Source organism: Pseudomonas sp. zfem003 (assembly GCF_032621675.1).
Taxonomy (GTDB): domain Bacteria; phylum Pseudomonadota; class Gammaproteobacteria; order Pseudomonadales; family Pseudomonadaceae; genus Metapseudomonas; species Metapseudomonas otitidis.
In genome coordinates, this window is the sequence record NZ_JAVYJG010000001.1 from 549,745 (window position 1) to 571,607 (window position 21,863).

Genomic DNA, 21,863 nt, shown 5'->3' on the forward strand with positions numbered 1-21,863 from the left:
ACCGTTCAGCGGGGCATGTAGCCCCGCTGCCAGGGACGCGGCACCCACAGCGAGGCAATGGCCAGCAGCGCCGCGAGCCCGGCGCTGAAGGTGAGCGCCAACAGGCCCATGCGGAACTCCAGGAATGCGCCCAGCACGGCGCCTGCCAGCATCCCGGCCCAGGGCACCAGTTGGACCCGCCACCCTTCCCGCCGCTCGCCCAGCAGCCAGCGACCGAGTCCTCGACCGAAACGCGACAAGGCGCCCGTGACGTAGGTGAGCCCGATGGGCAGGCCATTCACCTGCTCGACCACGGCGTTGAGCATGCCCATGGCCAGGATCGACAGCACCACCGCCGGCACTCGCCAGGCAAAGGGCCAGAGGGCTGCAATGGCCAGGAGCGTGGCGATCACCGCCAGCAGCGGCGCGGCGCGGCGACCGGAAAAACGCGCGACCACGACCCCGAACGCGTTGCCCAGCACGAAGCAGAGCACCGCCAGGGCCAGGCGCCCGAAGGCGGCGAGGTGCCCCTCGCTCAGGGACACGGCCATCCGCGTGGTATTGCCGCTCATGAAGGAGACGAAGTCGCCGGTGGCGAGAAAGCCGATGGCGTCGGTCATCCCTGCCAGTACGGAAAGCCCGGCCACCAGGCCCAGCCCGACACGTCCACGCACCTTGCGCAAGTGAAAGCGTCGCGCGCTGCCACGGGGGATCGGGGATGGAAGCATGGGGGGCACCTCACTGCTCAGTGCGACGGCCGGGACTGCCTGGCCGCGAAACGGGAGGTCGAATTGTCCGCTGCCCGCCGTGGCCGTCAAGTCCGGGTGGCCGGGTGCCCTCCGGTGGCAGCCCGGCGAGCACGCCGCATCGCACGCCGCGCCCGTGGGAAATAGCCCCACTCCCGGGGCAACACGCGCCAGGCCAGCCGCAGGATGCCGGCGAGCAACCGCAACCGGCGTTGGTCCCATTCCGTCCACCGCAGCCCCAGGCGTACCCGCAGCACGGGCGGCAAGGTGCCCCGCGCCACCCAGCGCACGCCGCCCACCAGCAGAGGCTGCAGGCACCACCACAGCGGACCGCGCATCCAGGGATAGGGCGCGGGCAGGCGCCCGGTCGAGCCGAAGTACCAGGTGGTGATCTCCGTCGCCTGCAGGCGCTGCTCCAGCATCTGCTGCCAGTACACCCGGAATGCCGCGTAGTTCGCCGGCACCTCCCCCATCGGCAGGCCGTAGAGGGCGTACCAGTGGACGGACTCCTGGTAGAGGCGCTCGCATTGCTGTTCGTCCAGGGGCGTGCCGAGCCATTCCTGCAGGGCGATCTGCGCTTCGAAGAAGGTGGCGTGGGCCCAGTAGAACAGCTCGGGGCTAAGGGCGTGATAGGGGCGTTCCTGCCCGTCCCGGCCCTTGATATCGCGGTGGAAGGCGCGCACCTGGCGCGCGGTACCGGCAGCCAGCTCACCGTCGTAGACCACGCCGAGGATGGGCGGGATGGAGCGCAGCAAGCGGTTCCAGGGGTTGGCGAACAGGTCGGAATGCTGGAGCACGCCGGCAGCCAGCCCCGGATGCATGTTCTGCAGGATGCCGGTGCGACCGATCAGCAGCAGGCCACGCAGGTCACCGAAGTAGCGCCAGGTCAGGGAATCCGGCCCCAAGGGGCTCGGCTGGGCGGGTGGAACGGTGTCAGGTGCGTGCATGAAGGCGGCTCCGGCAGGTTCTTGGAAACGCCTTCACGCTAATGCGACTATCCGCTCGCATTCAATTCGCGTCCGGAGCCTGTCATGCGCAAGCAGCCCCGCCAGCAACGCTCGCAACAGATGGTCGCCGACCTGGTGGAGGCTTGCGCCCGAGTCATCGCCCGCGAAGGCCTGCCACGCCTGAGCACCAACCTCATCGCCGCCGAGGCCGGGGTCAGTGTCGGTTCGCTCTATCAGTACTTCGACTGCAAGGAGGCGCTGGTCGAGGCGCTACTGGACCGGATGAGCCAGGACCTGGTGGGCGTCATCCGCGACAACGCCTCGGCCCTGCTGGCGCACGACGTCCACGCTGCGGTGGAGCGGCTGTTGCAGGCGGTATTCGCATTCCTCGACCGCAACGCCAGCCTGCACCTGGAACTCGCACGGCACTGGCAGGACCTGCGCACGCTGAGGGTGGTCGACGAGATGGAACAGCACCTGTTCGATTTCTGCCGCCTCTACCTATTGCGCCACCTGCGGGAAATCCCCATCGAGAACCCGCTGCCCGCCTTGTACGTGGTCATCAACAGCGCGCTGATGACCATCATCCGCTTCATGAGCCACCCTCACCCACCGCTCACCCGCGCTGAACTGATCGGGGCGTTGAGCGACATGTTCGCGGCCTATGTTAAGAGCCTGGGTGAAGTGAAGTGAGCGCGCGAACTGCGCGTCAAACCAGGAACAGGCCGACCTGATTGACGGCAAACCCCAGGAAGAAGCCTAGGAACCCGGCGGAGAACAGCCTGGACTCCCGACGCCACTTGCGCCGCCGACTCACGACGCCGAGCGCCACGACTCCGGCGGCGGCACCCGGCAGCGACAGCAGGTGAGCAATCCCCAACAGGCCACTACTCCTGACGTCGGGATGCGAGTTGACCCAGACATAGACTGCAAGGCTGAGCCCTGCAGCCAGAACGGCGCCGCCGGCGAAAAATGGCCTGGGATTGGCCAGCACTGCCGTGACGAACGCACCCCCAATGACCGCCAGGTAATACCAGAGGCCGATGAACAGTACGTCGCCCCTGATGTCGATCAGCGCTGCGAACACGGCCACAAAGATCACGCCGATGGCGATATCCAGGCTTCGTGCCTTGATGAAATCCCGCATGACTCACATCCCTGTCGTGTATCGGAAGTCCGGGAGTATAAGCACAGGGCCTTTTCACATCAGAGGGGCATCAGGACGTGCGGACCGCTCCCCAAATTGCGGAGCCAGAAACAACAAGGGCCTGCCCGAAAGAATCGTGCAAGCCCTTGATTTACATGGTGCCCGAAGCCGGGGTCGAACCGGCACGCTGTTGCCAGCGAGGGATTTTAAGTCCCTTGCGTCTACCGATTTCGCCATTCGGGCGGTAGCGCTCAATGCGATACGGAGCCAAGCCCCGTTTTTGCGAGGGCAGGAATATATACACCCCCTCCCCCGCACGCAAGCATTCGCAAGTCCATGACCGGACAGCAAAAAAGCCCAGCCACAATGAGAACGCCAACACGCTGCGGAAATGAAAAAGCCCCGTAGACGTGAATCTACGGGGCTTCTCATATGGAGGCCGAAGTCGGAATCGAACCGGCGTACACGGATTTGCAATCCGCTGCATGACCACTCTGCCATCCGGCCTTAAATGAAGACGCCGCTTTGAGGCGGCGTCTTCATGACAATCTGGAGCGGGAAACGAGACTCGAACTCGCGACCCCGACCTTGGCAAGGTCGTGCTCTACCAACTGAGCTATTCCCGCTTTGTCTTGGTGACGGGCGCCATTCTATAGGATCGTTAGCAGCCGTCAACCCCTTGATTCAAAAAAGTTTATTTATCTTTCGGCTCGGTGCTCAGGTGCGGCCAGGCGGCCAGCAGGTAATGCAGCATCGACCACAGCGTCAGCGCGGCGGCGATGATCAGCAGCAGGAAGCCGAGCACCACCCAGAAGCTCACCACCGGCGGATTGGCCAGCAGAATGACCAGCGCCAGCATCTGCGCCGCCGTCTTCCACTTGCCGAGGTTGGAGACTGCGACCTGGGCACGCGCGCCCAGCTCTGCCATCCATTCCCGCAGCGCCGAGACCACGATCTCCCGCCCGATGATGATGGCCGCCGGCAAGGTCAGCCACAGCGTGTGGTGCTCCTCGACCAGCAGCACCAGCGCCACCGCCACCATCAGCTTGTCCGCCACCGGGTCTAGGAAGGCCCCGAACGGGGTGCTCTGCTCCCAGCGACGCGCCAGGTAACCATCGAACCAGTCGGTGACCGCCGCGATGGCGAACACCGCGCTTGCGGCCATGTGGCTCCCCGAAAACGGAAGATAGAACAGCAGGATGAAGACGGGGATCAGCAGAACACGCAGAACGGTGAGCAGGTTTGGAATATTCATCGTCACAGCAAGACCGAAAAAGAGGGGGCATTCTACTCGCTGTGCAGGGCCGCATAAATCGACTCGGCGAGCTTTTTGCTGATGCCAGGTGCCTTGGCGATCTCCTCGATACTGGCGCGGCTCAATTCCTGCAACCCACCGAAATGCTTGAGCAGCTCGCGCCGACGCTTCGGCCCTACTCCCGCCACCTCCTCCAGACTGGAGGTCCGACGGGCCTTGCCGCGTCGCGCACGGTGGCCGGTGATGGCAAAGCGGTGTGCCTCGTCGCGAATCTGCTGGATCAGGTGCAGCGCAGGCGCGTCGGCCGGCAGGGTGAACTCGTTCTCCGGGCCGTTGAGGTAAAGCGTCTCGAAGCCCGGCTTGCGGGTCACGCCCTTGGCCACCCCGAGCAGGATGAGTTCCGGCACTGCCAGCTCCTGCAACACCTCCCGCGCCATGGCCAGCTGGCCTTTGCCGCCGTCCACCAGCAGCACGTCCGGCAGCTTGCCCTCTCCATCCTTCAACTTGCTGAAGCGTCGGGTCAGCGCCTGGTGCATCGCCGCATAGTCGTCGCCGGCGGTCACGCCCTCAATGTTGTAGCGGCGGTAGTCGGACTTGAGCGCCCCTTCCGGGCCAAACACCACGCAGGACGCCACGGTCGCCTCGCCGCTGGAATGGCTGATGTCGTAGCACTCCAGCCGCTGCGGCGGCTCGGCCAGGCCGAGCACCTCGCCGAGCGCTTCGAACTTGTCCGCCATGTGCTGGCGGTTGGCCAAGCGCGCTGCAAGGGCCTGCTCGGCGTTGGTGACCGCCAGTTGCTGCCAGCGAGCGCGGTTGGTCCGCACCCGGTGGCTGATGCTGAGTTCGCGCCCGCGCGATTCGGCGATGGCTTCGATCAGCGTCGGGAAATCCTCGTGGACGGTATTGACGATCAGCTCCTGCGGCAGATCGCGCTCATGGCTGCCCAGGTAGTACTGCGCAATGAAGGCCACCAGCACGTCCCCCACTTCTTCCTCGATCGCCACCTGGGGGAAGAAGTTCTTGCTGCCCAGCACGCGCCCACCCCGGACGCTGATGAGGTGCACACAGGCGCCGCCTGGGTTGACGATGGCGGCGACCACATCGACGTCGCCAGTGCCCCCCTCGATGCTCTGCTGGTCCTGCACGCGCCGCAGCATCGACACCTGGTCGCGCAACTCGGCAGCCCGCTCGAACTCCAGGTTCATCGCCGCCTGCTCCATGCTGCTGGTCAGCTCGGCTGCCAGGGCATTGCTCCGCCCTTCCAGGAACATCACGGAGTGGCGCACGTCCTCGGCGTACTCGTTCGCCTCCACCAGGCCGACACACGGTCCTTTGCAGCGCTTGATCTGGTATTGCAGGCATGGCCGGGTGCGGTTGCGGAAGTAGCTGTCCTCGCACTGGCGCACGAGAAACGCCTTCTGCAGCAGGTTCAGGCTTTCACGGATGGCCCCCGCACTGGGGTAAGGCCCAAAGTAGCGCCCCTTCTGCTTCTTCGCCCCACGATGGATGCTCAGCCGCGGGAACTCGCCATCGGAGAGGTGCACATAGGGATAGGACTTATCGTCCCGCAGCAGGATGTTGTAAGGCGGCCGCCATTCCTTGATGAGCGTCTGCTCCAGCAGCAGCGCTTCCGTCTCGTTGGCAGTGATGGTGGTCTCGACCTGCGCGATGCGGGCCACCAGGGCAGCCGTCTTGGGCGCCAGACCGGTCTTGCGGAAGTAGCTGGCGAGGCGCTTCTTGAGGTTCTTGGCCTTGCCGACATAAAGCAGCTTGCCGCCCTCGTCGAACATCCGGTAAACCCCCGGACGCCCACTGCAGGCGGCAAGAAAATCACTTGCATCGAATGTGGGTTGCATCAGCTGACGGCGTCCACCATGCCGTGGCGAACCGCCAGCAGAGCCAGCTCGACATCGCTGGAGATGGAGAGCTTGTCGAAGATCCGGTAGCGGTACGTGTTCACCGTCTTCGGCGACAGGCACAGCTTGTCGGAAATGGTCTGGACCTTCTGGCAGTTGGCAATCATCAGCGCGATCTGGATTTCCCGCTCCGACAACAGGTCGAACGGCGAACCACTCGTCTGCGGTTGGAAGGACTTCAGCGCCAACTGCTGGGCAATCTGCGGACAGATGTAGCGCTGCCCGGCGAAGACCTGGCGAATCGCCTGGACCATCTCCTCAAGCGCAGCGCCCTTGGTGAGGTAGCCCGCCGCACCGGCCTGCAGCAGCCGGGTCGGAAACGGATCCTCTTCGCACACCGTCACCGCCACCACCTTCAGATCGGGGTAGCTGCGCAGCAGCTTGCGGGTCGCTTCGAGACCGCCAATGCCGGGCATCTTCACATCCATCAGCACCACGTCGGGCTTGAGCTCGCGCGCCTTCTTCAGCGCTTCCTCGCCGCTCTCGGCCTGCCCCACCACCTGCAGCCCATCGATGTCCGAGAGCATGCGGCTGATGCCTGTTCTAACCAGATCGTGGTCATCGACCACCAGTACCCTAATCAAGCGACACCTCGCAGTGCACCGCCCGCCAAACTGGGGAGCGTCACATGGAAAGGCCGATACATTAGCAAGTCGGAGCGCTCAGACCTAGCGCGACCGCCACCGTCAAATCACAAGCGCCAGGAAAACATAAGCAGCAAGGACTGACAATCGAGTCCGCCTATCACCACCGGAGGAGTCCGCCGCAGCGGGCGCCCTCACCAAAGGGAAAATCGCCTCTGGAACTTCAGCGTAGGACGCCCTGACAGGGCGAGTCAGGCGCCTTGACGACCGGCTACGGGCAGACCGGAAACTGCCGAAGCGCCAGGTACAGAAATCGCCTATCGCAATGCCATCGCGCTTTAGGAAATAAAGAGACCGACGCCCCCCAAAATCACGGCCGTCAAAAAGCAAGAGCAAAGCCATTGGAAGCGCAGCCACAAAAGAGCCAGCGGTGCCCAGCCGGCAAGCGTCAGCGCCGCACGGTACTGATGGAGCCGCAGCCTGGAGAACGCCACCGAAAAGCCAGGACGCAGTAACTGAAAGGGCTGGAAGCACATCGAGAGCTACGTCATCGACGCATGAAAGAAAACCCGCAACGCCCCGATAGACCCAAGCCACTGCCGATTGACACCCTCTTCCCCACGCCCTAACGTTGCCGCGCTGCCCAACCTGGGCAGTCGGGATTGGCGTCCCGCACAAGGGAAGGAGCATGGCCAAGGCCAGGCTCCTGGCATGGTCGCACCCAAGTTATGGGAGGGCCGTGCAGGGCATCTTTGGATGCGCCGGTTCTCTTGACGGTACGCCAACCTGCACGGCCCGCCCTCCCTGATTGGCGTCAGGGCGCGGTTTCTTGCCCCCAAGAGATAACGACACCATGCCCACCTCATCCCTGCATGCTCCTAGCGATCTCCGTCACCTGACCCTCTACGAAGCGGCCTACGTGCGCCAACGCGCGTTGCTCGGCATGCTCGGCTTCCTGTCCAACATTCCCGACCACGGCACGCCATCACCCGAACTGCTGGGCGGCGCATTCGCCTGCCTGGAGTACCTCGCCGAAGATGCCGCCCGGCTCTACGAGGCCGCTCAGAACGAGGCGAAAGATCACCCGACAGGCTGACCAGGTCAGCCTCATCTGGCACCCGCGCCGACGGCGACCGGCACCACGACCCGGTGGCCGGCGGTGGCGATAACCTCAAAGACCGACGCACTGCGCGCCGCCCGCAGCGAGTGGAACCACCTGCATCGAGGCAGCGCCAGCCTCAGCTACAGACTGACCAAGGACTGGCCAGCCTCATCCCAGAACTCACCTACACCCTGCAGGACGTGAAAGACGCGATCGACACCATCGCCTGGCACGGCGGCAATATGCAGCACAGCCTCACTGCCGACGGCGGCTACACCACCAGCCTGGAGCTGGAGAGCAAACTGCCCGAAGACTTGGTGGACGCGCTGTACGAGGAAGTGCCCAGCAACTACAGCAGCGTGATCGCCTACTAATGGGGCCGGAAGAAAGCTCGCGTCACCGCTGGCGACCAGAACAAGCCGAAGCGCTTACGGCATCTGTATGCGAGCAAGGCGAATGCGGAGCGGGCGGTGGAGAGGGAGTTAACGCAGCAAAATCAGACTTAACCCGCAGCGGGGTGGCGAGTATGATCCTCGCGCATCCACCAGGGAAAGGCGGACCATGGAAGACACAACCAACCCATTCACAAGCAAGGGCCATTCATATCTGGCCTCGACATGTTCCGGCCTGTTACAACCTCAAGGCTGGCCTCTTACACTCCCTCTCCTGCAATCGCATCAGCCTGGATTTCTCCAGCACGTGGGCACAGCAGTCCAGGTGCGCCTTACAGGGCTGTGTGCCTTCGTATCGCCGCTGAGCGGCCGGACTCAAACAGACAACGCACTAAGGGTTTGAAAACCCAGCCTTGCTGCGGGCGGCTGCCCCATCAGCCACCAGTTGCGCAACATCATCCCCATCAATTTCTGCCACTGAGATTTATATATGTGTGATTTGGGCCCTCTGGATTTCAAAGAGCTTTCTGAACTGGACAAACTAAGCCGGGACCAGCTAATGGAGCTTGAGTTTAGCTGCTCGTGCTTATTAGAAGCGGAGTACAAAAACTACACCAATGAAGAATGTGACCACGCCGCAAAAATTCAGCGCTATGCGCGGAACCTGCTGGGCGGCAAATATAAAATAAGAGCTCAGCATGAAGATGCATTCTTTAGCATTAAAGTGCTTCTACATGGGGAAACCGAAATCACTCAGGAACATTTCGCCAAGGCCGTCGAGGAAACGATTGAAGCACTCAAGACGGGCTACGCAGAAATTATCGAAGAGTACGAGCTTGCGGATAACATACCGGGCTTTGAGCTGGAGTGGTGTGTCCTCAAGTCTTTCCCGAATGTAGTTGAGAAAGACTCCGCTCAGTTCAAACATTGGGAAGCGACAATCGGCCGAGAGGTAACTGACGCCGAATTCAAAAGGGCTCGTGATCTGTCGCTTGAAATCATTGAGGCCTACAACGCTTACATCGCTCTTGAGGCTGAGGAGGACTAGGTTCCCCTCGGGGCTGCTACGGATAACCTGAAGTAGTCCCTTCTCCCCGTCGAGATCAGCCGGCAGCTGAGTCCCCAGCCAAACGCGCCCCATGCTCTGCCCTGACAAAGCTCTAGCTCGGAGGCTTTGCCCGAAGCACCCCCTACAATCGGGCGTCTCTGCGTTCTAGCACCAAGGATGATGATGGTTTTTTTCTACTGGCTGACACTGGTCTGCGTCGTTACACCTGCTCTGCTCGGCCTGCTGTGCCGCTCTCTCTACAAGCGTCGAGTCGTGCTGAGCTCTGCCATCCGGGCGCTGAGCGAGAGGGAGTTGGTGGCAAGAGGGATCATCGTCTCCGTAGGGGCAATGGTGATTCTGTACGGGCACATCATATGTGGAGGCGATGCCCCTTTCTTGCTGATGATATTAGCCCCTTTCCCCATCTACATCTGTACGGCTCGCTTGTTCTATCTTTGCTTCAAAGCTCAAATTCTTACTTACTCGAAGCCCCTGTTGGTCAGGGGATTTGCACTAGTGATGTTCATAGTGGCGTGGCTCTGCAATGTTTATACCGATAACGTCTTCCTCCAATACACCCGAATTCTTCCGTCCGACCTACCAGCAGCTAAAGCAGGTGTACAGATTATCGTGACAGCTCTTGTGTGGGTCACATTGCTCAGTATTCCGGCAGCTATCCTCTACTGTGTAGTAGGAATTCTCCAAGACGTATTGAGCTCTGATAGACCGCCTAGAAAGGCGCTGCTGTGCCTGAATCCACCCACTCACTATGCTCTGCCACGCCAACCACGCGCAGTGATGCGCATCCTTTTCTTGGGCCTGGTAATTACCGGCGTCACACCGCTCAACCAAGTGATTTACACGAGCAGGAGTCCGGCCTTCGAACCGTTCGTGCGCAACCTCATCGTGTACGCCTCGTTCCACCTGAAAGACAGCCAGTGCACCAACAACCAACCCGAGGGCAGCTACTTTGCCCCCCTCGGCTACGAGCGTCTGGCCATCGCGATTCCGGATGAGGAGAAGGGCTACCTGTTCAAGACCCTCAAATGTCCGAACGGCGACGCGGCCAAGTCGCCGGAGAAGAAGCCGCAGATCTCTGTGCCCCTGGAGCTTGATCAGCAGGCGCTGTAGGTTCGCTTTTTACACCCGAGGGAACGAAGGAACGCCATGATCCCAACCCATAGCAAGGAGCGGCTGCCCCAGGGGTTTACCTATCCCCTGGGGGCCCAGGTGATAAACGAACTGATCGGCGACGTGCCCCAGTTCGGCAAGATCGAGCTGTGCTTCAACTGGAAGGACGACTTCCGCGCTTCACGCTGGCGCAAGCGCATCCAGGAGCGCGGGTTAGTTCGGCTCGCCGCGATCAACTACCTGTCCATCTGGGACGAATGGCGAATCTACTTCTATTCCGTACCCTCCGACTGCAGCGTGGCGGCCAGAGACTTTCTGCTTGCCGGAGCCCTAGCACAGGTGGGAGACACCCTGCGTGGCCTGGCCAACTCGCCCCGACACTTTCACCATGATGTAACGTGGCAACTACCCCCTGTCGCCAACAAACAGAGCACCTCATAGCCCTGTCGATCAGTCTCACCCTCGAGCACCACGCGCGTACTCGCAGCAGAGCGGCGACTGTAGCTAAGCCTGAACCCACCCTGGCCGCATGAAGTCCGCCAGCGAAATCGACGATCCTGGGCGCGCGCCGAAGCTGTCAGGCACACCGACAAGCGCATCACGGATGACCGTATATCGCCGCGTCGGCGGGGTCATCGCCCCTACCCACTGACCTGAAGTTGCGGAAACGGCCTATCCAGTTGCGGAAACGATCGCTGACGACATCCGCTGGAATTGCGGCCTGCAAAAACGCCAAGACCCCGAATATCGGGGCCTTGGCGTCTATGTGTATGGCGGAAGCGGTGAGATTCGAACTCATACGCGCGGCGTTAGCATGGCTGTAACCCGCATGAATCGTGGCCTCTGGCGCAGAAAGTGCCATCTTTTTGTTCCCAGACTGTTCCCAAGCGCCATCCATGCATCGGGACCGTGAACCGCGTTCCCCATGGATTCGGCTCATTTCGGTTGACCCAACCGAATCGGGTAATAAAGGTTAGCGACACCCCTGAACAATGCTTAAACCCCTCTGGAGCGGGGCTTTCAAGAGTTTGAAGAAAGGTAATTTCTTGGTAATCAATTGGTTAGCTGATTACCCGTACTGGCAGTCAGCTGAAACTTCTTACAAATCCTTTAAAATCAATAGATTAGAGAAAAATAACCTTTCTACTTACTTGTCATTACCCGCTGAGGTTATGCCCGAAACCCAGCAGCCACACCTCTTCCGGGCATGCCAGACGTAGCACCTAACCGAAATTACCCAGTTTTGGCGGCGCCCCTGAAAAAGGTCGCTTGAGAACTAACCCAGTAAGTCCGTGGAGCGCAGGGAAATGAAGGGTGATTCTGGCGCTACGACAGGCAAGAAGCGCAGTTACTGGACTGCCTGGCGCCGTATGCAGGGCTGCAGAAAAAGCGACCTATTTAGACCGCAGGCGTGGCGGGGGGACGACTGCGCGCGCCAACTACGCCGCAAGGACTCAGGCGCCTAAATTTTGACGAATTTATGTGCATTCCAGGCGAAAGACGGAAAGCCGTCATCCCGACGAACGGCAATGTCAGCGAAACCACTGAATCTGTAAGGGTTTTCTGCGACAACCGAATGGTTATCCACAGATTGTTCAGTTCTTCTCGCCTTGCAAAGGCAAATCGGAACTATAAGATGGGGTTCGTAGGCCGAAACCACCACTACATGTTGTGTTTTCGAACTACGACTGCGTAGCGGGAAGACTACGAACGGGAGCGCTTCCGTCGACCAAAACCTGGCGACCCCGTCCGTACCACCTGACCCCATACGACAGAAACGACGCTGGCTCAGATAGGGGTGTCAATTAAGCGTGTAGGTGGCGACTCCGTCAATCCACCACTGCCGAACGGCATCTCCTCCGGGCCAGCACCTTCCTCTGCCCACCCGGAGAAATCCAATGGCAAATCGCAAACAAACTTCCGGCGACGTTTCCAAGCTCGCCTCTGAAACTCTCCGCAATCCCAACGCCTCCGCCACTGCTAAGAGCCTGGCGGCTTCTGCCTTGGCGCAAACCTCCACAACCAAGGAGACCGGCAAGGATATGGAAGCCAAAGCCTCCAAGGTTCTGCAATCCGAGAAGTACAGCGATGAGACCAAAACCCTTGCGGCTTCGGTGCTCTCGCAATCGGATAAGAAGCGATGAGTGGTGAAGAAAATGGCTATCTTCTTCATTGAGTACGATCTGCGCAGGAAGCGGGACTACAAAGCCCTTACTGAAGAACTGGCACGATTCGGTGCCATCCGCGTCCTCGAGTCCCTCTGGTGCTTTCAGCGTGTAAACGCGAGTGCTACGGGACTGCGAGACCACTTCAGGAACTTCATGGATGCGGACGACGGCATAATCGTCTCCGAAGTTGGCGAATGGGCAAGCTACAACACCAATGGCAACCCGAACCAACTCAGGTAGCCACTAAGGGCCCCATCGGGGCCCTTAGTCCGTCAAGTCAGCCCGTGACCAGCCTATTGAGAGGCAGCGGCCTCTGCCCTAAACCCTAGTTCCCACTCAAACCTCACCACCTCCTCCCCCGCCCACTCATTAACCTCCTGGAGTCGCGCCTGTAGCGGCTCCAGTTCGTTCTGCACCCATACCTCCGTCGCGTCCTTGATCGAGCCGAAGCCGCCGGCGTTCTGCGGGACGATGCCCATCAGCTGTGGAGGGATCCGCAGGCCGGCCAGCATGTCGTCGCGGGTGATGTTCTTTATCGAACCGAACTCATCCTTGGCCGCCACCTCGCTGACGGGGATCAGCTGCAGCCCCTCCTTCTTGCCGTTCGGGGCGTAGACGAACAGGTTGCGGAAGTTGCCTGGCCCCTTGGCGTTCTTCAGCGCGTTGCGCAGGGCATCGATGTCCTCCTCCTTCTGCGCCGCGTCGGTCATGTAGAGGATGAAGCCCGCGTGCGACCCGTTGTTGTAGTACTTGCGGCGGAACAGCGTGGCCGACTCGTTGAGCAGGCCGGACTGCAGGGCCGCCAGCCACTCGGGCATGCCGTACACCTCCTGGTGGATGTCCGCCTCGCGCAGGTGGCAGATGGTCCCCTTCTCGAACTCGTGCTCATCCTTCCAGCCGCGCACCAGATAGTAGCGGTCGAGATCCTCGCCCCGCCGCATGTACTTCGCCAGGCAGGGCTGCAGGGCCACGGACGTGCCGAGCATGGACCGGCGGCGCTCCAGGTAGGCATTGCCGGACCAGAGCCAGTCCAGGGCGAACTGCTCGAAGGCCGTCCGGGACAGCAGCCGGTGGGGGACGAACGCCCGGGCCAGCATGTTGCGCTTGAAGGTCAGCCCCGACTGCAGGTACACGCTCGCCGAGATCGACCGGGACAGACCGTCCAGCGACAGCGGCGGCTCGTACCAGCGCCCGTTGAAGGCGCATTCCAGGTAATCGAAGATCTCGCGCCCGCTGAGGACCGGCGTCGGGTCGCCGAAGGTGAAGGCCTCGACGCCTGCAGGCGCGCCGGCTGGGGTTTGGGTGGTCATCATTGCAGCTCCATAAAGCCGGTGTTGGATGTCGTCTGCCCTTCGAGTGGCTCGTTCTGCAGGGCATGGAACAGGGCCCAGGCCAGGTCGGCATGGCCCGTGGTTTCGGTGCGGCCGGCGGTGTAGGTCATGTGGCGACCGCTGGCGGTCATGGTCTTGCGGATGGCCATCAGCGCCTGGGCGAAGTCGGTCCAGCCGGCGTCGAACTCCAGCCGCCCCTTGTGGATCACGTCGTAGGCCTTCAGCACCAAGCGCGTCTTCACCTCGGGCGAGTAGCTGAAGGTCACCAGGTTGGGGAAGAACTGCTTCACCAGCTGGGCCACGCCCGAGCCCATGCCCGTGGTATCGATGCCAATGTAGGTGACCCAGAAGCGCTCGGTGATCTCCTTGATCACCTTGGCCTGGGCGGCGAAGTCCATGCCCCTGAACTGGTGCTTCTCCAGCACCCGGAAGGCCCCGCCCGGCACCTGCGGCGGGGCCACCACCACCAGGCCGGCGGTGTCCCCGGTCTCGGCCGGGTCGTAGCCCACCCACACCGGCCAGCTGGCGTAGGGGCGCTTGGCGAAGGGCTTGTATTCCCCTTCCCACTTCACCCAGCTGTCCACCATGCAAGGCTGCAGCATGGCCAGGGGGAAGACCGACGCCCCGTCGTCCACGAACTCGCACATCAGCAGGTTGGCGAAGGCCTCGGGCGAGTACTCGAAGCGCAGCTCATCGATATCGAACAGGTCGCAGCCCCGGTCCGCCGCGTCCAGGATGGTGACGATCTGTCGCCAGTTCTTGTCCTCGCACAGACGCCCCTGCTGCAGCGCGCCGTGGCTCACGTCCACCTTCAGGTGCTGCGCCGCCGGCTTGCCCAGGTTGAACACCTCCCCGGTCCAGAACGTGTATGCCTCGTGGGCCATGCTCGACGGCGTCGAGAAGTACGTCTTGCGCCACCTCTTGTGCATCGCCATGCCGCTGGCGACCTTGTTCAGCTCTTGGAACTTGAAGGTCCAGAAGAACTCGTCGAAATAGAAATTCCCGTGATAGCCCTGGACCGTGCGCGCGTTGGTACCGAGGAAGTGCAGCTCCGCGCCATTGGGCAGGATGATCGGGTCGCCGGTGAGATCAACGCCCGTCACCTCGCGGGCAAAGGCCTGGATATAGGCCTTGAAGATGTGCGCCTGATTCTTCGAGGCCGACAGGAAGATCTGGTTTCGGCCCGTGCTAAGCGCATCGATCAACGCCTCCCGGGCGAAGTAGTAGGTCGCGCCGATCTGGCGTGACTTCAGGATCACCCGGGTGCGCTGGTTGCCGGCCCGGTACCAATCCTTCTGGTAGTCGAAGCAACCATCGAGGAAGGCCTCGACCAGCCGCTCCATCTGGTCCTCGCTGAACTCGTTGCGCCGGGGCTTCGCCTTCGGCCCCGCATTGCGCTTGGCCAGCTCCGGGTTGAGGTCCGTTTCGCTGCCACCGCCCTGGTAGCGCTCAATCCGCGCCTGCCGCTCCATCTGCCGATGGAGCAGATCGATCTCCTTGTAGTCCGCCCCCGTCTTCGGATCCTTGAGGATCAGCTGCACCAGGCGCGCCTCCGTCGCCGCCTGGACCCGCTGCAGCGCAGTCGCCCGGTCCCACTCATCCCGGGCCTTCCAGCTGTGCAGGGTCTTTTCCTTCTCGCCCAGCAGGTCGGCGATGTCGGTGACGCGCCACCCCATCCAGTACAGGTGCTTGGCGTGGCGTCGAGGGTCGGTCGGGAGGCTGGCGATAGCGTTCATGGCGCCGATGCTGCCGCCCGCGCGCGAAGCACACCCGCACCGCCCCTTGTATCCCCTGCCCCTACAAAGCTCGCGCGTTGCCCGCCCAGAGCCGTCTGCCGACCATGCCCCTCAACGCCGACTGCGGCAAAGCAGCTGAAACCGAGGACACCCCATGAAGAAATTCCGCTCGAAGTGGCTCCGCGTTGCCGTGGAAGGCGCCACTACCGACAAGCGCGTGATCAAGCGCAGCTGGCTGGAGCAGGCCGCCAAGAACTTCAGCCAGAACACCTACGGCGCCCGCATCTGGCTGGAGCACTTCCGCAGCCTGCTGCCCGACGGCCCCTTCAAGGCCTACGGCGACGTCGTCGCCCTCAAGACCGAAGAGGTGGAGATCTCCGGCCAGAAGAAGCTCGCCCTCTACGCCCAACTGGAGCCCACCAGCGAACTGCTCGCCCTCAACAAGGCCAAGCAGAAGATCTACACCTCCATCGAGCTCGACGAGAACTTCGCCGACAGCGGCGAGGCCTACATGGTCGGCCTCGCCGTCACCGACTCCCCGGCCAGCCTGGGGACCGACGTCCTCACCTTCTCCGCGCAGAAGCCCGAAGCCAGCCCCTTCAGTGGCCGCCACTACTCCGAGACCTCGATGTTCTCCGAGGCCATCGAAGCCGATCTCGAATTCGAAGAAGTCACCGACCAGGTGGGGCTGTTCGGCAGCCTCAAGACCGCCATCAGCGACCTCATCAGCAAGGGCAAGGACAAGGAAGGCAGGGATGCCACTTCCTTCAAGGAACTGGGCGAGGCCCTGGAGGGCCTAGTCACCTTCGCCACCCAGCAGCAGGAGCACGCGGTCAAGGCCGACACCGCCATCGCCAACCTGACGAAGGCGGTAGAGACCATCACCACCGACTTCGCCGCCCTGAAGGAGCAGCTCGGCAAGACCCAGGACCTCAGCCAGAAGCAACGCCCGCCGGTCACCGGTGACAAGCAGCGCGTCGTAACCGACTGCTGACCCCCACGGACAGCCAGCAGCCAAGGAACAACCGGAGAGCCCCATGCGCAACGAAACCCGCAAAGCCTTCAACGCCTACCTGGACCAGGTGGCCAAACTCAACGGCGTCGACAGCGCCACCACCAAGTTCGCCATCGAACCCAGCGTCCAGCAGAAGCTGGAGCAGCGCATGCAGGAATCCAGCGAGTTCCTCGGCCAGATCGGCATGATCGGCGTCGACGAACTGATCGGCGAAAAGGTCGGCATCGGCGTCAGCGGCACCATCGCCAGCCGCACCGACACCACCGGCGACGGCGTGCGTACCCCGCGCGAAGTGCAGGCCCTGGACAACCAGAAGTACGAGGCCAAGCAGACGGATTTCGACACCGCCATCCGCTACGCCCTGCTCGACGCCTGGGCCAAATTCCCGGAGTTCCAGGCCCTGCTGCGCGACGCCATCATCAAGCGCCAGGCCCTGGACCGCATCATGATCGGCTTCAACGGAACCAGCGCCGCCGCCAACACCAACCGCAGCACCAACCCCCTCCTGCAGGACGTCAACATCGGCTGGCTGCAGCAGTACCGCAACAACGCCCCGCAGCGCGTCCTCAAGGATGGCAAGGCCGACGGCAAGATCGTCATCGGCAACGGCGCCGCCGCCGACTACAACAACCTCGACGCCCTGGTGTTCGACGCCGTGGCCAACCTGCTAGACCCCTGGCACCGCAAGGACCCCGGCCTGGTGGTGATCCTCGGCAGCAACCTCGTGCACGACAAGTACTTCCCCCTCGTGAACAAGGAGCAGCCCGCCTCCGAGAAGCTCGCCACCGACATGATCCTCTCGCAGAAGCGCATGGGCGGTAAGCAGCCGATCGAGGTGCCCTACGTGCCCGACGGCGCCATGCTCATCACCACCCTGCCCAACCTGGCCATCTACTGGCAGCTCGGCGGCCGGCGCCGCTACATCCAGGAGAACCCGGCCAAGAACCGCATCGACAACTTCGAATCGAGCAACGACGCCTATGTCGTCGAGGACTACGGCCTCGGCTGCCTGGTCGAGAACATCGAGCTGCTGGAGGCCTGACCACCATGGCCCTGAGCCCCGCCAAACGCCACTTCATCAAGACCTCGGCCGCCATGGCGGCCGAGGCCACCCCCCACGGCGACACCGTCGAAGGCCTGCAGGCCTACGAACAGCAGCTCGCCCAGCTGCACCAGGACCGCCTTCGCCTCAGCCAGGTCCAGGGCAACGAGCGCAAGGCCGAACTCAAGCGCCAACTGGTCCCCGCCTACGCCCCGTACATCGAAGGCGTGCTGGAGGCAGGGCAAGGCGCCCAGGACGACGTGCTCGGCTACCTCATGGTCTGGCGCATCGACATCGGCGACTACCAGGGCGCCCTCGACATCGCCGAGTACGTCCTGCAGCACGGACTCGCCCTGCCGGATCGCTTCGAACGCTCCAGCGGCTGCCTGGTCGCCGAAGAGATTGCCGAAGCCGCCCTCAAGGCGCAGAAGACCAAGGACAGCTTCGACCTCGACGTACTGCACCGCACCCTCGCCCTCACCGACGACCAGGACATGCCCGACGAGGCCCGCGCCAAGCTCTACCTCGCCGCCGGCCGCGCCACCCTCGAAGGGCTCACCCAAGACAACCCAGGCCCGCCCGGCAAGCTCCAGGCCGGCGCCGACCTGCTCAAGCGCGCCATCGAGCTGCACAGCATGTGCGGCGGCAAGCAAGCCTTCGACGCAGCCACCAAGCTGCTCAACAAACTCGCCGCCCAGCAGGGCGGCTAACCGAGCGGTCCCCCGCAACCCGGGCGGCTCGGGGCCGATCAGCAGGACCTCCTCCCTTGCTGTGACGCCCCGACCACCGCCCTCCACGCGAGAGCAGCACATGAGCGGTTTCGTCGGCGGCGACACCACCCCCGCGAGCTTCACCCTGGCCAATGACGGCTTCTGGCCGGACATCGACGCCGACCACCTGCGCGAAGCCCAGCGCATCGCCGGCACCATCACCAACGCCCGCCTGGAGCTGGCCACCGTCAACGCCATGCTCAGCGTCAACAGCGACCTGGTCACCCGCCGGGCCGAATGGACTGCCAAGGGCCACGCCACCCTCGCCGACGTCCCCAGCCCGAGGATCAACGGCGTCAGCGCCCTGGTCCACGCCTACCAGCGCGCCGTGTACTGCGCCACCAGCGCCGAGATCGCCGAGCGGTACCGCAGCTACGACGCCACCAACAGCGGCGAGCAGAAGGCCGCCGAAGAGGTGGACAGCATCGCCGAGTACCGCCGCGACCAGCGCTGGGCCATCCGCGACCTGCTGGGCATCGGCCGCACCACCGTGGAGCTGATCTGATGAACAGCGTCCGCGCGCTCCAGGGCGACACCGTCGACGCCATCTGCTGGCGGGTCTACGGGCGCACCGCCGGCCTCACCGAAGCGGTGCTGGAGGCCAACCCCGGCCTGGCCGACCTCGGCCCGGTCATTCCCCAGGGCCACCGGGTCACCCTCCCCGCCCAGGCACCCCAACCCCAACGGCCAACGGTGAACCTATGGGACTGAAACCCACCCCCACCCCACCCACTGGAACGACGCGCATGCCTGACCGTCCCGAAACCTGGGCCTGGCTCGCCGCCTGGCTGGAACACAACTGGCCCGGTGTCTACGCCGGCCTGCTCGCCGCCCTCATCGCCGGCCTGCGCGTCATCTACGGCGGCGGCACCCTGCGCCGGGTGCTGCTGGAATCCCCGCTGTGCGGCCTGCTGGCCCTGTCCGTGAGCCACGGCCTGGGCCTGGTGGGCATCCCGCCCGGATCCGCGCCCTTCTTCGGCGGCGCCATCGGCCTGCTGGGGGTCGAAGGCGTCCGCGCCCTCGCCCGCCGCTTCTTCAACCGCAAGGTGGACTCCCTATGACCCCGCTCAAACACGGCGACCGCTCCCAGGCCGTCGCCCAGCTGCAGAAAGCCCTCGTTGCCCAAGGCGCCACCCTCGCCGTGGATGGCGACTACGGCGACGCCACCGAGCAGGCCGTGCGCGCCTACCAGGCCCGCATCGGCCTGGTGACCGACGGCATCGCCGGCGACAAGACCCTCGCCGCCCTCGCCGGACAGGACACCGGCCGCCTGCTCAGGCACGCCGACCTGGTGGCCGCCGCCAAACGCCTCGGCATCGAGCTGGCCGCGCTCTACGCCGTCAACGAGGTGGAGAGCCGAGGCCAGGGCTTCCTCGCCAACGGCCGCCCGGTGATCCTCTTCGAGCGCCACGTCATGCTCGCCCGCCTCAAGCTGACCCGCGCCCCGGACGACGACGTACAGCAGCGGGAGCAGCGCGCCCTGGAGCTGGCCGCCAAGTTCCCCAACCTGGTCAACGCCGCACCCGGTGGCTACGCCGGCGGCACCGCCGAACACCAGCGCCTGGCCAGCGCCCGCCAGCTCGACGACACCTGCGCCCTGGAGTCCGCCAGCTGGGGCCTGTTCCAGATCATGGGCTACCACGCCACCGGCCTCGGCTACCCCAGCGTCCAGGCCTTCGCCGAGGCCATGCAGCGCAGCGAGGCCGAGCAGCTCGACGCCTTCGTCCGCTTCATCGAAGCCGACCCGGCCCTGCACAAGGCCCTCAAGGGGAAGAAGTGGCCCGAGTTCGCCCGCCGCTACAACGGCCCCGCCTACGCCCGCAACCTCTACGACGTGAAGCTGGAGCGCGCCTACGCCCGGCACGAGGCCGCCGCGTGAGCCCCCTGCGCCAGGCCCTCTACGGCCTCGCCCTGCTGGCCGCCCTGGCCCTGCTGCTGTGGACCCAGCAGCTGCGCAGCCAGGCCGAAAGTGCCCGGGCCGAGCGCGACGGCCAGGCCCTGCAGCAGGCCCGCGAGCGCATCGAGCGCCAGGCGCAGACCATCACCCAGCTCGACCAGGCCCTGCAGGCCGAACGCACCGCCCAAGCACAGCTGCGCACCCTCCAGGCCCAACTGCGCCAGGGCCTGGCCCAGCGCGAGCGCACCCTCAAGGAACTGACCCATGCCGACCCCGACCTGCGGACCTGGTCCGCTCTGCCTCTGCCTACTGCTGCTCGCCGGCTGCGCGAGCGCCCCGCCCTCAGCGGAGCGGACGCTTACCGTGACTGGCTGTCCCGCAGTGGTGCCGTGCCAGCTGCCGGCGACGGCACCGAGCGCTAACGGCGACCTGCTCAGCGACAGCGAGCGCCTCGAAGCCGCCTGGGCCGACTGCGCCGCCCAGGTGGACATGCTCTACCGCCACCAACAGGGCCAGCCATGAACAAACCCTCCAGCCTGCGCCGGCACCTGCTGGCCAGCGTCCCCGACCTGCAACGCAACCCCGACCGCCTGCTGGTGTTCATCGACAACGGCACCCTGCGCTGCACCGCAGCCAGGTCCCTCTCGTGGGAGTACAACTACGACCTGCAGGTGATCCTCACCGACTACGCCGGCGACCCGGACCTGATCATGCTGCCGCTGCTCGGCTGGCTGCGGGTCAACCAGCCCGAGCTGCTCGCCAACCTCGACCGCGCCCGCGAGGCCGTCAGCTTCGAGGTGGACATCCTCGACAACGACAAGGCCGACGTCGCCTGCACCCTGCGCCTCACCGAGCGCGTGGTGGTGAGCCACGACGCCAACGGCCAGGTGCAGCTCAGCCACCCCGGCGAACCCCAGCCCAGCGAAGCCCTGCTGGACCCCGACTGGCCCGCCCCGGGCCAAGGCAACCAGGACCTGTGGTACGTGCCCCATGGCTGACCAGCTGGACGACCTGAGCGACTGGCTCACCCCGCTCATCACCCGCCTGCAACCCACCGAGCGCACCCGCCTCGCCCGCCAGGTCGCCCAGGGCCTGCGCCGCAGCCAGCAGCAACGCATCGTCACCCAGCGCAACCCGGACGGCAGCGCCTACGCCCCGCGCAAGCCCCGCGAGCTGCGCGCCAAGGCCGGGCGCATCAAGCGCAAGGCCAGGATGTTCACCAAGCTGCGCACCGCCCGCTACCTCAAAGCCCAGGGCCGCGCCGACGGCGCCGTGGTCGGCTTCACCGGCCGCATCGCCCGCATCGCCCGCGTGCACCAGTTCGGCCTGCGCGACCGCCCCGCCCCCGGCGCCCGCGACGTGCAGTACGCCAAGCGCGAGCTGCTCGGCCTCACCGATGCCGAGCGGGACCTGGTGCGTGACCAGGTGCTGGCCCACCTCACCGGCACAGTCCCTTGACGGTCCACAGCCCCGGCGCTATCGTCGGCCCGTCGTTGTAAATCCAGCGACACGAGCTTGGCCGCTCGTTTTCGACAAAGGCGCACGGCGCCGAATAGGCGTTTTTTTGTGCCCGCGTTATGGCGGGCCGTGCGCGGGACACCTTCGGGTGTGCCGGGTTCCTTTGTCCCCGGTCGGCCAACCCGCGTACGGTTCGTCA

26 protein-coding genes, 3 tRNA genes and 1 pseudogene are annotated in these 21,863 nt (G+C 64.0%); 19 read left to right on the forward strand and 11 right to left on the reverse strand.

Annotated elements, in window-relative coordinates; translation table 11 throughout:
* Positions 1 to 5 precede the first annotated feature (5 nt).
* A complete protein-coding gene (locus tag RTK35_RS02435) occupies positions 6 to 707 on the reverse strand; it encodes a YoaK family protein (protein WP_107331521.1) in 702 nt (233 codons plus the stop codon).
* Between the two features lie 86 nt (positions 708 to 793).
* On the reverse strand, positions 794 to 1,672 hold the full coding sequence (locus tag RTK35_RS02440) for an oxygenase MpaB family protein (RefSeq protein WP_316907285.1): 879 nt from the start codon (positions 1,670 to 1,672) through the stop codon (positions 794 to 796).
* A gap of 84 nt (positions 1,673 to 1,756) precedes the next feature.
* On the opposite strand from RTK35_RS02440, the gene RTK35_RS02445 reads away from it, so the two are divergent.
* The gene (locus RTK35_RS02445; RefSeq protein ID WP_316907286.1) at positions 1,757 to 2,365 is read left to right on the forward strand and encodes a TetR/AcrR family transcriptional regulator; all 609 of its coding nucleotides are present in this window, start codon (positions 1,757 to 1,759) and stop codon (positions 2,363 to 2,365) included.
* A gap of 16 nt (positions 2,366 to 2,381) precedes the next feature.
* Here RTK35_RS02445 and RTK35_RS02450 read toward each other — a convergent pair whose 3' ends face one another.
* The 7 genes from RTK35_RS02450 to uvrY all read right to left on the reverse strand — a co-directional run bounded on the left by RTK35_RS02450 (position 2,382) and on the right by uvrY (position 6,574).
* Positions 2,382 to 2,819: a hypothetical protein gene (locus RTK35_RS02450; protein ID WP_282885738.1), complete on the reverse strand. Its 438-nt coding sequence runs from the start codon at positions 2,817 to 2,819 to the stop codon at positions 2,382 to 2,384.
* A 156-nt stretch (positions 2,820 to 2,975) separates the two neighbouring features.
* Positions 2,976 to 3,062 (reverse strand) — tRNA-Leu (locus RTK35_RS02455).
* A gap of 190 nt (positions 3,063 to 3,252) precedes the next feature.
* Positions 3,253 to 3,326, reverse strand: a tRNA-Cys gene (locus tag RTK35_RS02460).
* A gap of 43 nt (positions 3,327 to 3,369) precedes the next feature.
* Positions 3,370 to 3,445, reverse strand: a tRNA-Gly gene (locus RTK35_RS02465).
* 68 nt (positions 3,446 to 3,513) lie between these two features.
* The gene (gene pgsA / locus RTK35_RS02470; RefSeq protein ID WP_044406387.1) at positions 3,514 to 4,074 is read right to left on the reverse strand and encodes a CDP-diacylglycerol--glycerol-3-phosphate 3-phosphatidyltransferase; all 561 of its coding nucleotides are present in this window, start codon (positions 4,072 to 4,074) and stop codon (positions 3,514 to 3,516) included.
* Positions 4,075 to 4,106: 32 nt separating this feature from the next.
* Positions 4,107 to 5,930: an excinuclease ABC subunit UvrC gene (gene uvrC / locus RTK35_RS02475; protein ID WP_069561179.1), complete on the reverse strand. Its 1,824-nt coding sequence runs from the start codon at positions 5,928 to 5,930 to the stop codon at positions 4,107 to 4,109.
* Positions 5,930 to 6,574, reverse strand: a complete 645-nt coding sequence (gene uvrY, locus RTK35_RS02480; RefSeq protein ID WP_044406381.1) for a UvrY/SirA/GacA family response regulator transcription factor — start codon at positions 6,572 to 6,574, stop codon at positions 5,930 to 5,932. Before uvrY ends, uvrC begins: the two co-directional genes overlap by 1 nt.
* 853 nt (positions 6,575 to 7,427) lie before the next feature.
* On the opposite strand from uvrY, the gene RTK35_RS02485 reads away from it, so the two are divergent.
* The 7 genes from RTK35_RS02485 (at position 7,428) to RTK35_RS02515 (ending at position 12,655) form a co-directional block, all read left to right on the forward strand.
* Positions 7,428 to 7,670: a hypothetical protein gene (locus RTK35_RS02485; RefSeq protein WP_308725208.1), complete on the forward strand. Its 243-nt coding sequence runs from the start codon at positions 7,428 to 7,430 to the stop codon at positions 7,668 to 7,670.
* A gap of 206 nt (positions 7,671 to 7,876) precedes the next feature.
* Positions 7,877 to 8,050 (forward strand): hypothetical protein, encoded by a 174-nt coding sequence (locus RTK35_RS30445; RefSeq protein WP_373323463.1) that lies wholly within the window; start codon positions 7,877 to 7,879, stop codon positions 8,048 to 8,050.
* A 577-nt stretch (positions 8,051 to 8,627) separates the two neighbouring features.
* Entirely contained in the window at positions 8,628 to 9,116 is a 489-nt protein-coding gene (locus RTK35_RS02495; protein ID WP_316907287.1) for a hypothetical protein, read from the forward strand.
* A gap of 183 nt (positions 9,117 to 9,299) precedes the next feature.
* Complete coding sequence (locus tag RTK35_RS02500) at positions 9,300 to 10,247, forward strand: hypothetical protein (RefSeq protein WP_316907288.1); 948 nt, start codon at positions 9,300 to 9,302, stop codon at positions 10,245 to 10,247.
* 36 nt (positions 10,248 to 10,283) lie between these two features.
* Positions 10,284 to 10,688: a hypothetical protein gene (locus tag RTK35_RS02505; RefSeq protein ID WP_253124140.1), complete on the forward strand. Its 405-nt coding sequence runs from the start codon at positions 10,284 to 10,286 to the stop codon at positions 10,686 to 10,688.
* A 1,457-nt stretch (positions 10,689 to 12,145) separates the two neighbouring features.
* Positions 12,146 to 12,391, forward strand: a complete 246-nt coding sequence (locus RTK35_RS02510; protein WP_142010144.1) for a hypothetical protein — start codon at positions 12,146 to 12,148, stop codon at positions 12,389 to 12,391.
* Positions 12,392 to 12,403: 12 nt separating this feature from the next.
* Complete coding sequence (locus tag RTK35_RS02515; protein WP_142010146.1) at positions 12,404 to 12,655, forward strand: hypothetical protein; 252 nt, start codon at positions 12,404 to 12,406, stop codon at positions 12,653 to 12,655.
* A 53-nt stretch (positions 12,656 to 12,708) separates the two neighbouring features.
* Here the strand turns inward: RTK35_RS02515 and RTK35_RS02520 are convergent, their stop codons facing one another.
* Both RTK35_RS02520 and RTK35_RS02525 read right to left on the reverse strand, forming a co-directional pair.
* Positions 12,709 to 13,725 carry a phage portal protein gene (locus RTK35_RS02520; protein WP_316907289.1) on the reverse strand — a complete coding sequence of 339 codons (1,017 nt, stop codon included), beginning with the start codon at positions 13,723 to 13,725 and terminating at the stop codon, positions 12,709 to 12,711.
* Complete coding sequence (locus tag RTK35_RS02525) at positions 13,725 to 15,482, reverse strand: terminase ATPase subunit family protein (protein WP_316907290.1); 1,758 nt, start codon at positions 15,480 to 15,482, stop codon at positions 13,725 to 13,727. The genes RTK35_RS02520 and RTK35_RS02525 overlap by 1 nt, the downstream gene beginning before the upstream one ends.
* A 154-nt stretch (positions 15,483 to 15,636) precedes the next feature.
* Between RTK35_RS02525 and RTK35_RS02530 the strand changes: the two genes are divergently transcribed.
* The 11 genes and pseudogenes from RTK35_RS02530 to RTK35_RS02580 all read left to right on the forward strand — a co-directional run bounded on the left by RTK35_RS02530 (position 15,637) and on the right by RTK35_RS02580 (position 21,664).
* A complete protein-coding gene (locus RTK35_RS02530; RefSeq protein WP_316907291.1) occupies positions 15,637 to 16,476 on the forward strand; it encodes a GPO family capsid scaffolding protein in 840 nt (279 codons plus the stop codon).
* A 43-nt stretch (positions 16,477 to 16,519) separates the two neighbouring features.
* On the forward strand, positions 16,520 to 17,539 hold the full coding sequence (locus RTK35_RS02535; protein ID WP_316907292.1) for a phage major capsid protein, P2 family: 1,020 nt from the start codon (positions 16,520 to 16,522) through the stop codon (positions 17,537 to 17,539).
* Positions 17,540 to 17,544: 5 nt separating this feature from the next.
* Positions 17,545 to 18,249 carry a terminase endonuclease subunit gene (locus tag RTK35_RS02540; RefSeq protein ID WP_316907293.1) on the forward strand — a complete coding sequence of 235 codons (705 nt, stop codon included), beginning with the start codon at positions 17,545 to 17,547 and terminating at the stop codon, positions 18,247 to 18,249.
* A 100-nt stretch (positions 18,250 to 18,349) separates the two neighbouring features.
* Positions 18,350 to 18,814, forward strand: a complete 465-nt coding sequence (locus RTK35_RS02545; protein ID WP_316907294.1) for a head completion/stabilization protein — start codon at positions 18,350 to 18,352, stop codon at positions 18,812 to 18,814.
* A complete protein-coding gene (locus RTK35_RS02550) occupies positions 18,814 to 19,020 on the forward strand; it encodes a tail protein X (RefSeq protein ID WP_142010165.1) in 207 nt (68 codons plus the stop codon). The genes RTK35_RS02545 and RTK35_RS02550 overlap by 1 nt, the downstream gene beginning before the upstream one ends.
* Before the next feature lie 35 nt (positions 19,021 to 19,055).
* Positions 19,056 to 19,370, forward strand: a complete 315-nt coding sequence (locus RTK35_RS02555) for a phage holin, lambda family (RefSeq protein ID WP_107331438.1) — start codon at positions 19,056 to 19,058, stop codon at positions 19,368 to 19,370.
* Positions 19,367 to 20,188, forward strand: a complete 822-nt coding sequence (locus RTK35_RS02560; RefSeq protein ID WP_316907295.1) for an N-acetylmuramidase family protein — start codon at positions 19,367 to 19,369, stop codon at positions 20,186 to 20,188. Before RTK35_RS02555 ends, RTK35_RS02560 begins: the two co-directional genes overlap by 4 nt.
* Positions 20,185 to 20,550, forward strand: a pseudogene (locus RTK35_RS02565) (LysB family phage lysis regulatory protein); the annotation flags it as partial. The gene RTK35_RS02560 and the pseudogene RTK35_RS02565, both read left to right, overlap by 4 nt.
* A complete protein-coding gene (lysC, locus tag RTK35_RS02570) occupies positions 20,471 to 20,728 on the forward strand; it encodes an Rz1-like lysis system protein LysC (protein ID WP_240634274.1) in 258 nt (85 codons plus the stop codon). The pseudogene RTK35_RS02565 and the gene lysC, both read left to right, overlap by 80 nt.
* Positions 20,725 to 21,204, forward strand: coding sequence for a phage tail protein (locus RTK35_RS02575; protein ID WP_316907296.1), 480 nt, complete (start codon positions 20,725 to 20,727; stop codon positions 21,202 to 21,204). The genes lysC and RTK35_RS02575 overlap by 4 nt, the downstream gene beginning before the upstream one ends.
* Positions 21,197 to 21,664: a phage virion morphogenesis protein gene (locus RTK35_RS02580; RefSeq protein WP_316907297.1), complete on the forward strand. Its 468-nt coding sequence runs from the start codon at positions 21,197 to 21,199 to the stop codon at positions 21,662 to 21,664. The genes RTK35_RS02575 and RTK35_RS02580 overlap by 8 nt, the downstream gene beginning before the upstream one ends.
* Positions 21,665 to 21,863 lie beyond the last annotated feature (199 nt).

What these genes read in the sequence shown, in the direction of transcription:
- RTK35_RS02435 (WP_107331521.1), bottom strand. Translation starts at nt 707, where the DNA reads ATGCTTCCATCCCCGATCCCCCGTGGCAGCGCGCGACGCTTTCACTTG.
- RTK35_RS02440 (WP_316907285.1), bottom strand. Translation starts at nt 1,672, where the DNA reads ATGCACGCACCTGACACCGTTCCACCCGCCCAGCCGAGCCCCTTGGGG.
- RTK35_RS02445 (WP_316907286.1), top strand. Translation starts at nt 1,757, where the DNA reads ATGCGCAAGCAGCCCCGCCAGCAACGCTCGCAACAGATGGTCGCCGAC.
- RTK35_RS02450 (WP_282885738.1), bottom strand. Translation starts at nt 2,819, where the DNA reads ATGCGGGATTTCATCAAGGCACGAAGCCTGGATATCGCCATCGGCGTG.
- pgsA (WP_044406387.1), bottom strand. Translation starts at nt 4,074, where the DNA reads ATGAATATTCCAAACCTGCTCACCGTTCTGCGTGTTCTGCTGATCCCC.
- uvrC (WP_069561179.1), bottom strand. Translation starts at nt 5,930, where the DNA reads ATGCAACCCACATTCGATGCAAGTGATTTTCTTGCCGCCTGCAGTGGG.
- RTK35_RS02485 (WP_308725208.1), top strand. Translation starts at nt 7,428, where the DNA reads ATGCCCACCTCATCCCTGCATGCTCCTAGCGATCTCCGTCACCTGACC.
- RTK35_RS02495 (WP_316907287.1), top strand. Translation starts at nt 8,628, where the DNA reads ATGGAGCTTGAGTTTAGCTGCTCGTGCTTATTAGAAGCGGAGTACAAA.
- RTK35_RS02500 (WP_316907288.1), top strand. Translation starts at nt 9,300, where the DNA reads ATGGTTTTTTTCTACTGGCTGACACTGGTCTGCGTCGTTACACCTGCT.
- RTK35_RS02505 (WP_253124140.1), top strand. Translation starts at nt 10,284, where the DNA reads ATGATCCCAACCCATAGCAAGGAGCGGCTGCCCCAGGGGTTTACCTAT.
- RTK35_RS02510 (WP_142010144.1), top strand. Translation starts at nt 12,146, where the DNA reads ATGGCAAATCGCAAACAAACTTCCGGCGACGTTTCCAAGCTCGCCTCT.
- RTK35_RS02515 (WP_142010146.1), top strand. Translation starts at nt 12,404, where the DNA reads ATGGCTATCTTCTTCATTGAGTACGATCTGCGCAGGAAGCGGGACTAC.
- RTK35_RS02520 (WP_316907289.1), bottom strand. Translation starts at nt 13,725, where the DNA reads ATGACCACCCAAACCCCAGCCGGCGCGCCTGCAGGCGTCGAGGCCTTC.
- RTK35_RS02525 (WP_316907290.1), bottom strand. Translation starts at nt 15,482, where the DNA reads ATGAACGCTATCGCCAGCCTCCCGACCGACCCTCGACGCCACGCCAAG.
- RTK35_RS02530 (WP_316907291.1), top strand. Translation starts at nt 15,637, where the DNA reads ATGAAGAAATTCCGCTCGAAGTGGCTCCGCGTTGCCGTGGAAGGCGCC.
- RTK35_RS02535 (WP_316907292.1), top strand. Translation starts at nt 16,520, where the DNA reads ATGCGCAACGAAACCCGCAAAGCCTTCAACGCCTACCTGGACCAGGTG.
- RTK35_RS02540 (WP_316907293.1), top strand. Translation starts at nt 17,545, where the DNA reads ATGGCCCTGAGCCCCGCCAAACGCCACTTCATCAAGACCTCGGCCGCC.
- RTK35_RS02545 (WP_316907294.1), top strand. Translation starts at nt 18,350, where the DNA reads ATGAGCGGTTTCGTCGGCGGCGACACCACCCCCGCGAGCTTCACCCTG.
- RTK35_RS02550 (WP_142010165.1), top strand. Translation starts at nt 18,814, where the DNA reads ATGAACAGCGTCCGCGCGCTCCAGGGCGACACCGTCGACGCCATCTGC.
- RTK35_RS02555 (WP_107331438.1), top strand. Translation starts at nt 19,056, where the DNA reads ATGCCTGACCGTCCCGAAACCTGGGCCTGGCTCGCCGCCTGGCTGGAA.
- RTK35_RS02560 (WP_316907295.1), top strand. Translation starts at nt 19,367, where the DNA reads ATGACCCCGCTCAAACACGGCGACCGCTCCCAGGCCGTCGCCCAGCTG.
- lysC (WP_240634274.1), top strand. Translation starts at nt 20,471, where the DNA reads ATGCCGACCCCGACCTGCGGACCTGGTCCGCTCTGCCTCTGCCTACTG.
- RTK35_RS02575 (WP_316907296.1), top strand. Translation starts at nt 20,725, where the DNA reads ATGAACAAACCCTCCAGCCTGCGCCGGCACCTGCTGGCCAGCGTCCCC.
- RTK35_RS02580 (WP_316907297.1), top strand. Translation starts at nt 21,197, where the DNA reads ATGGCTGACCAGCTGGACGACCTGAGCGACTGGCTCACCCCGCTCATC.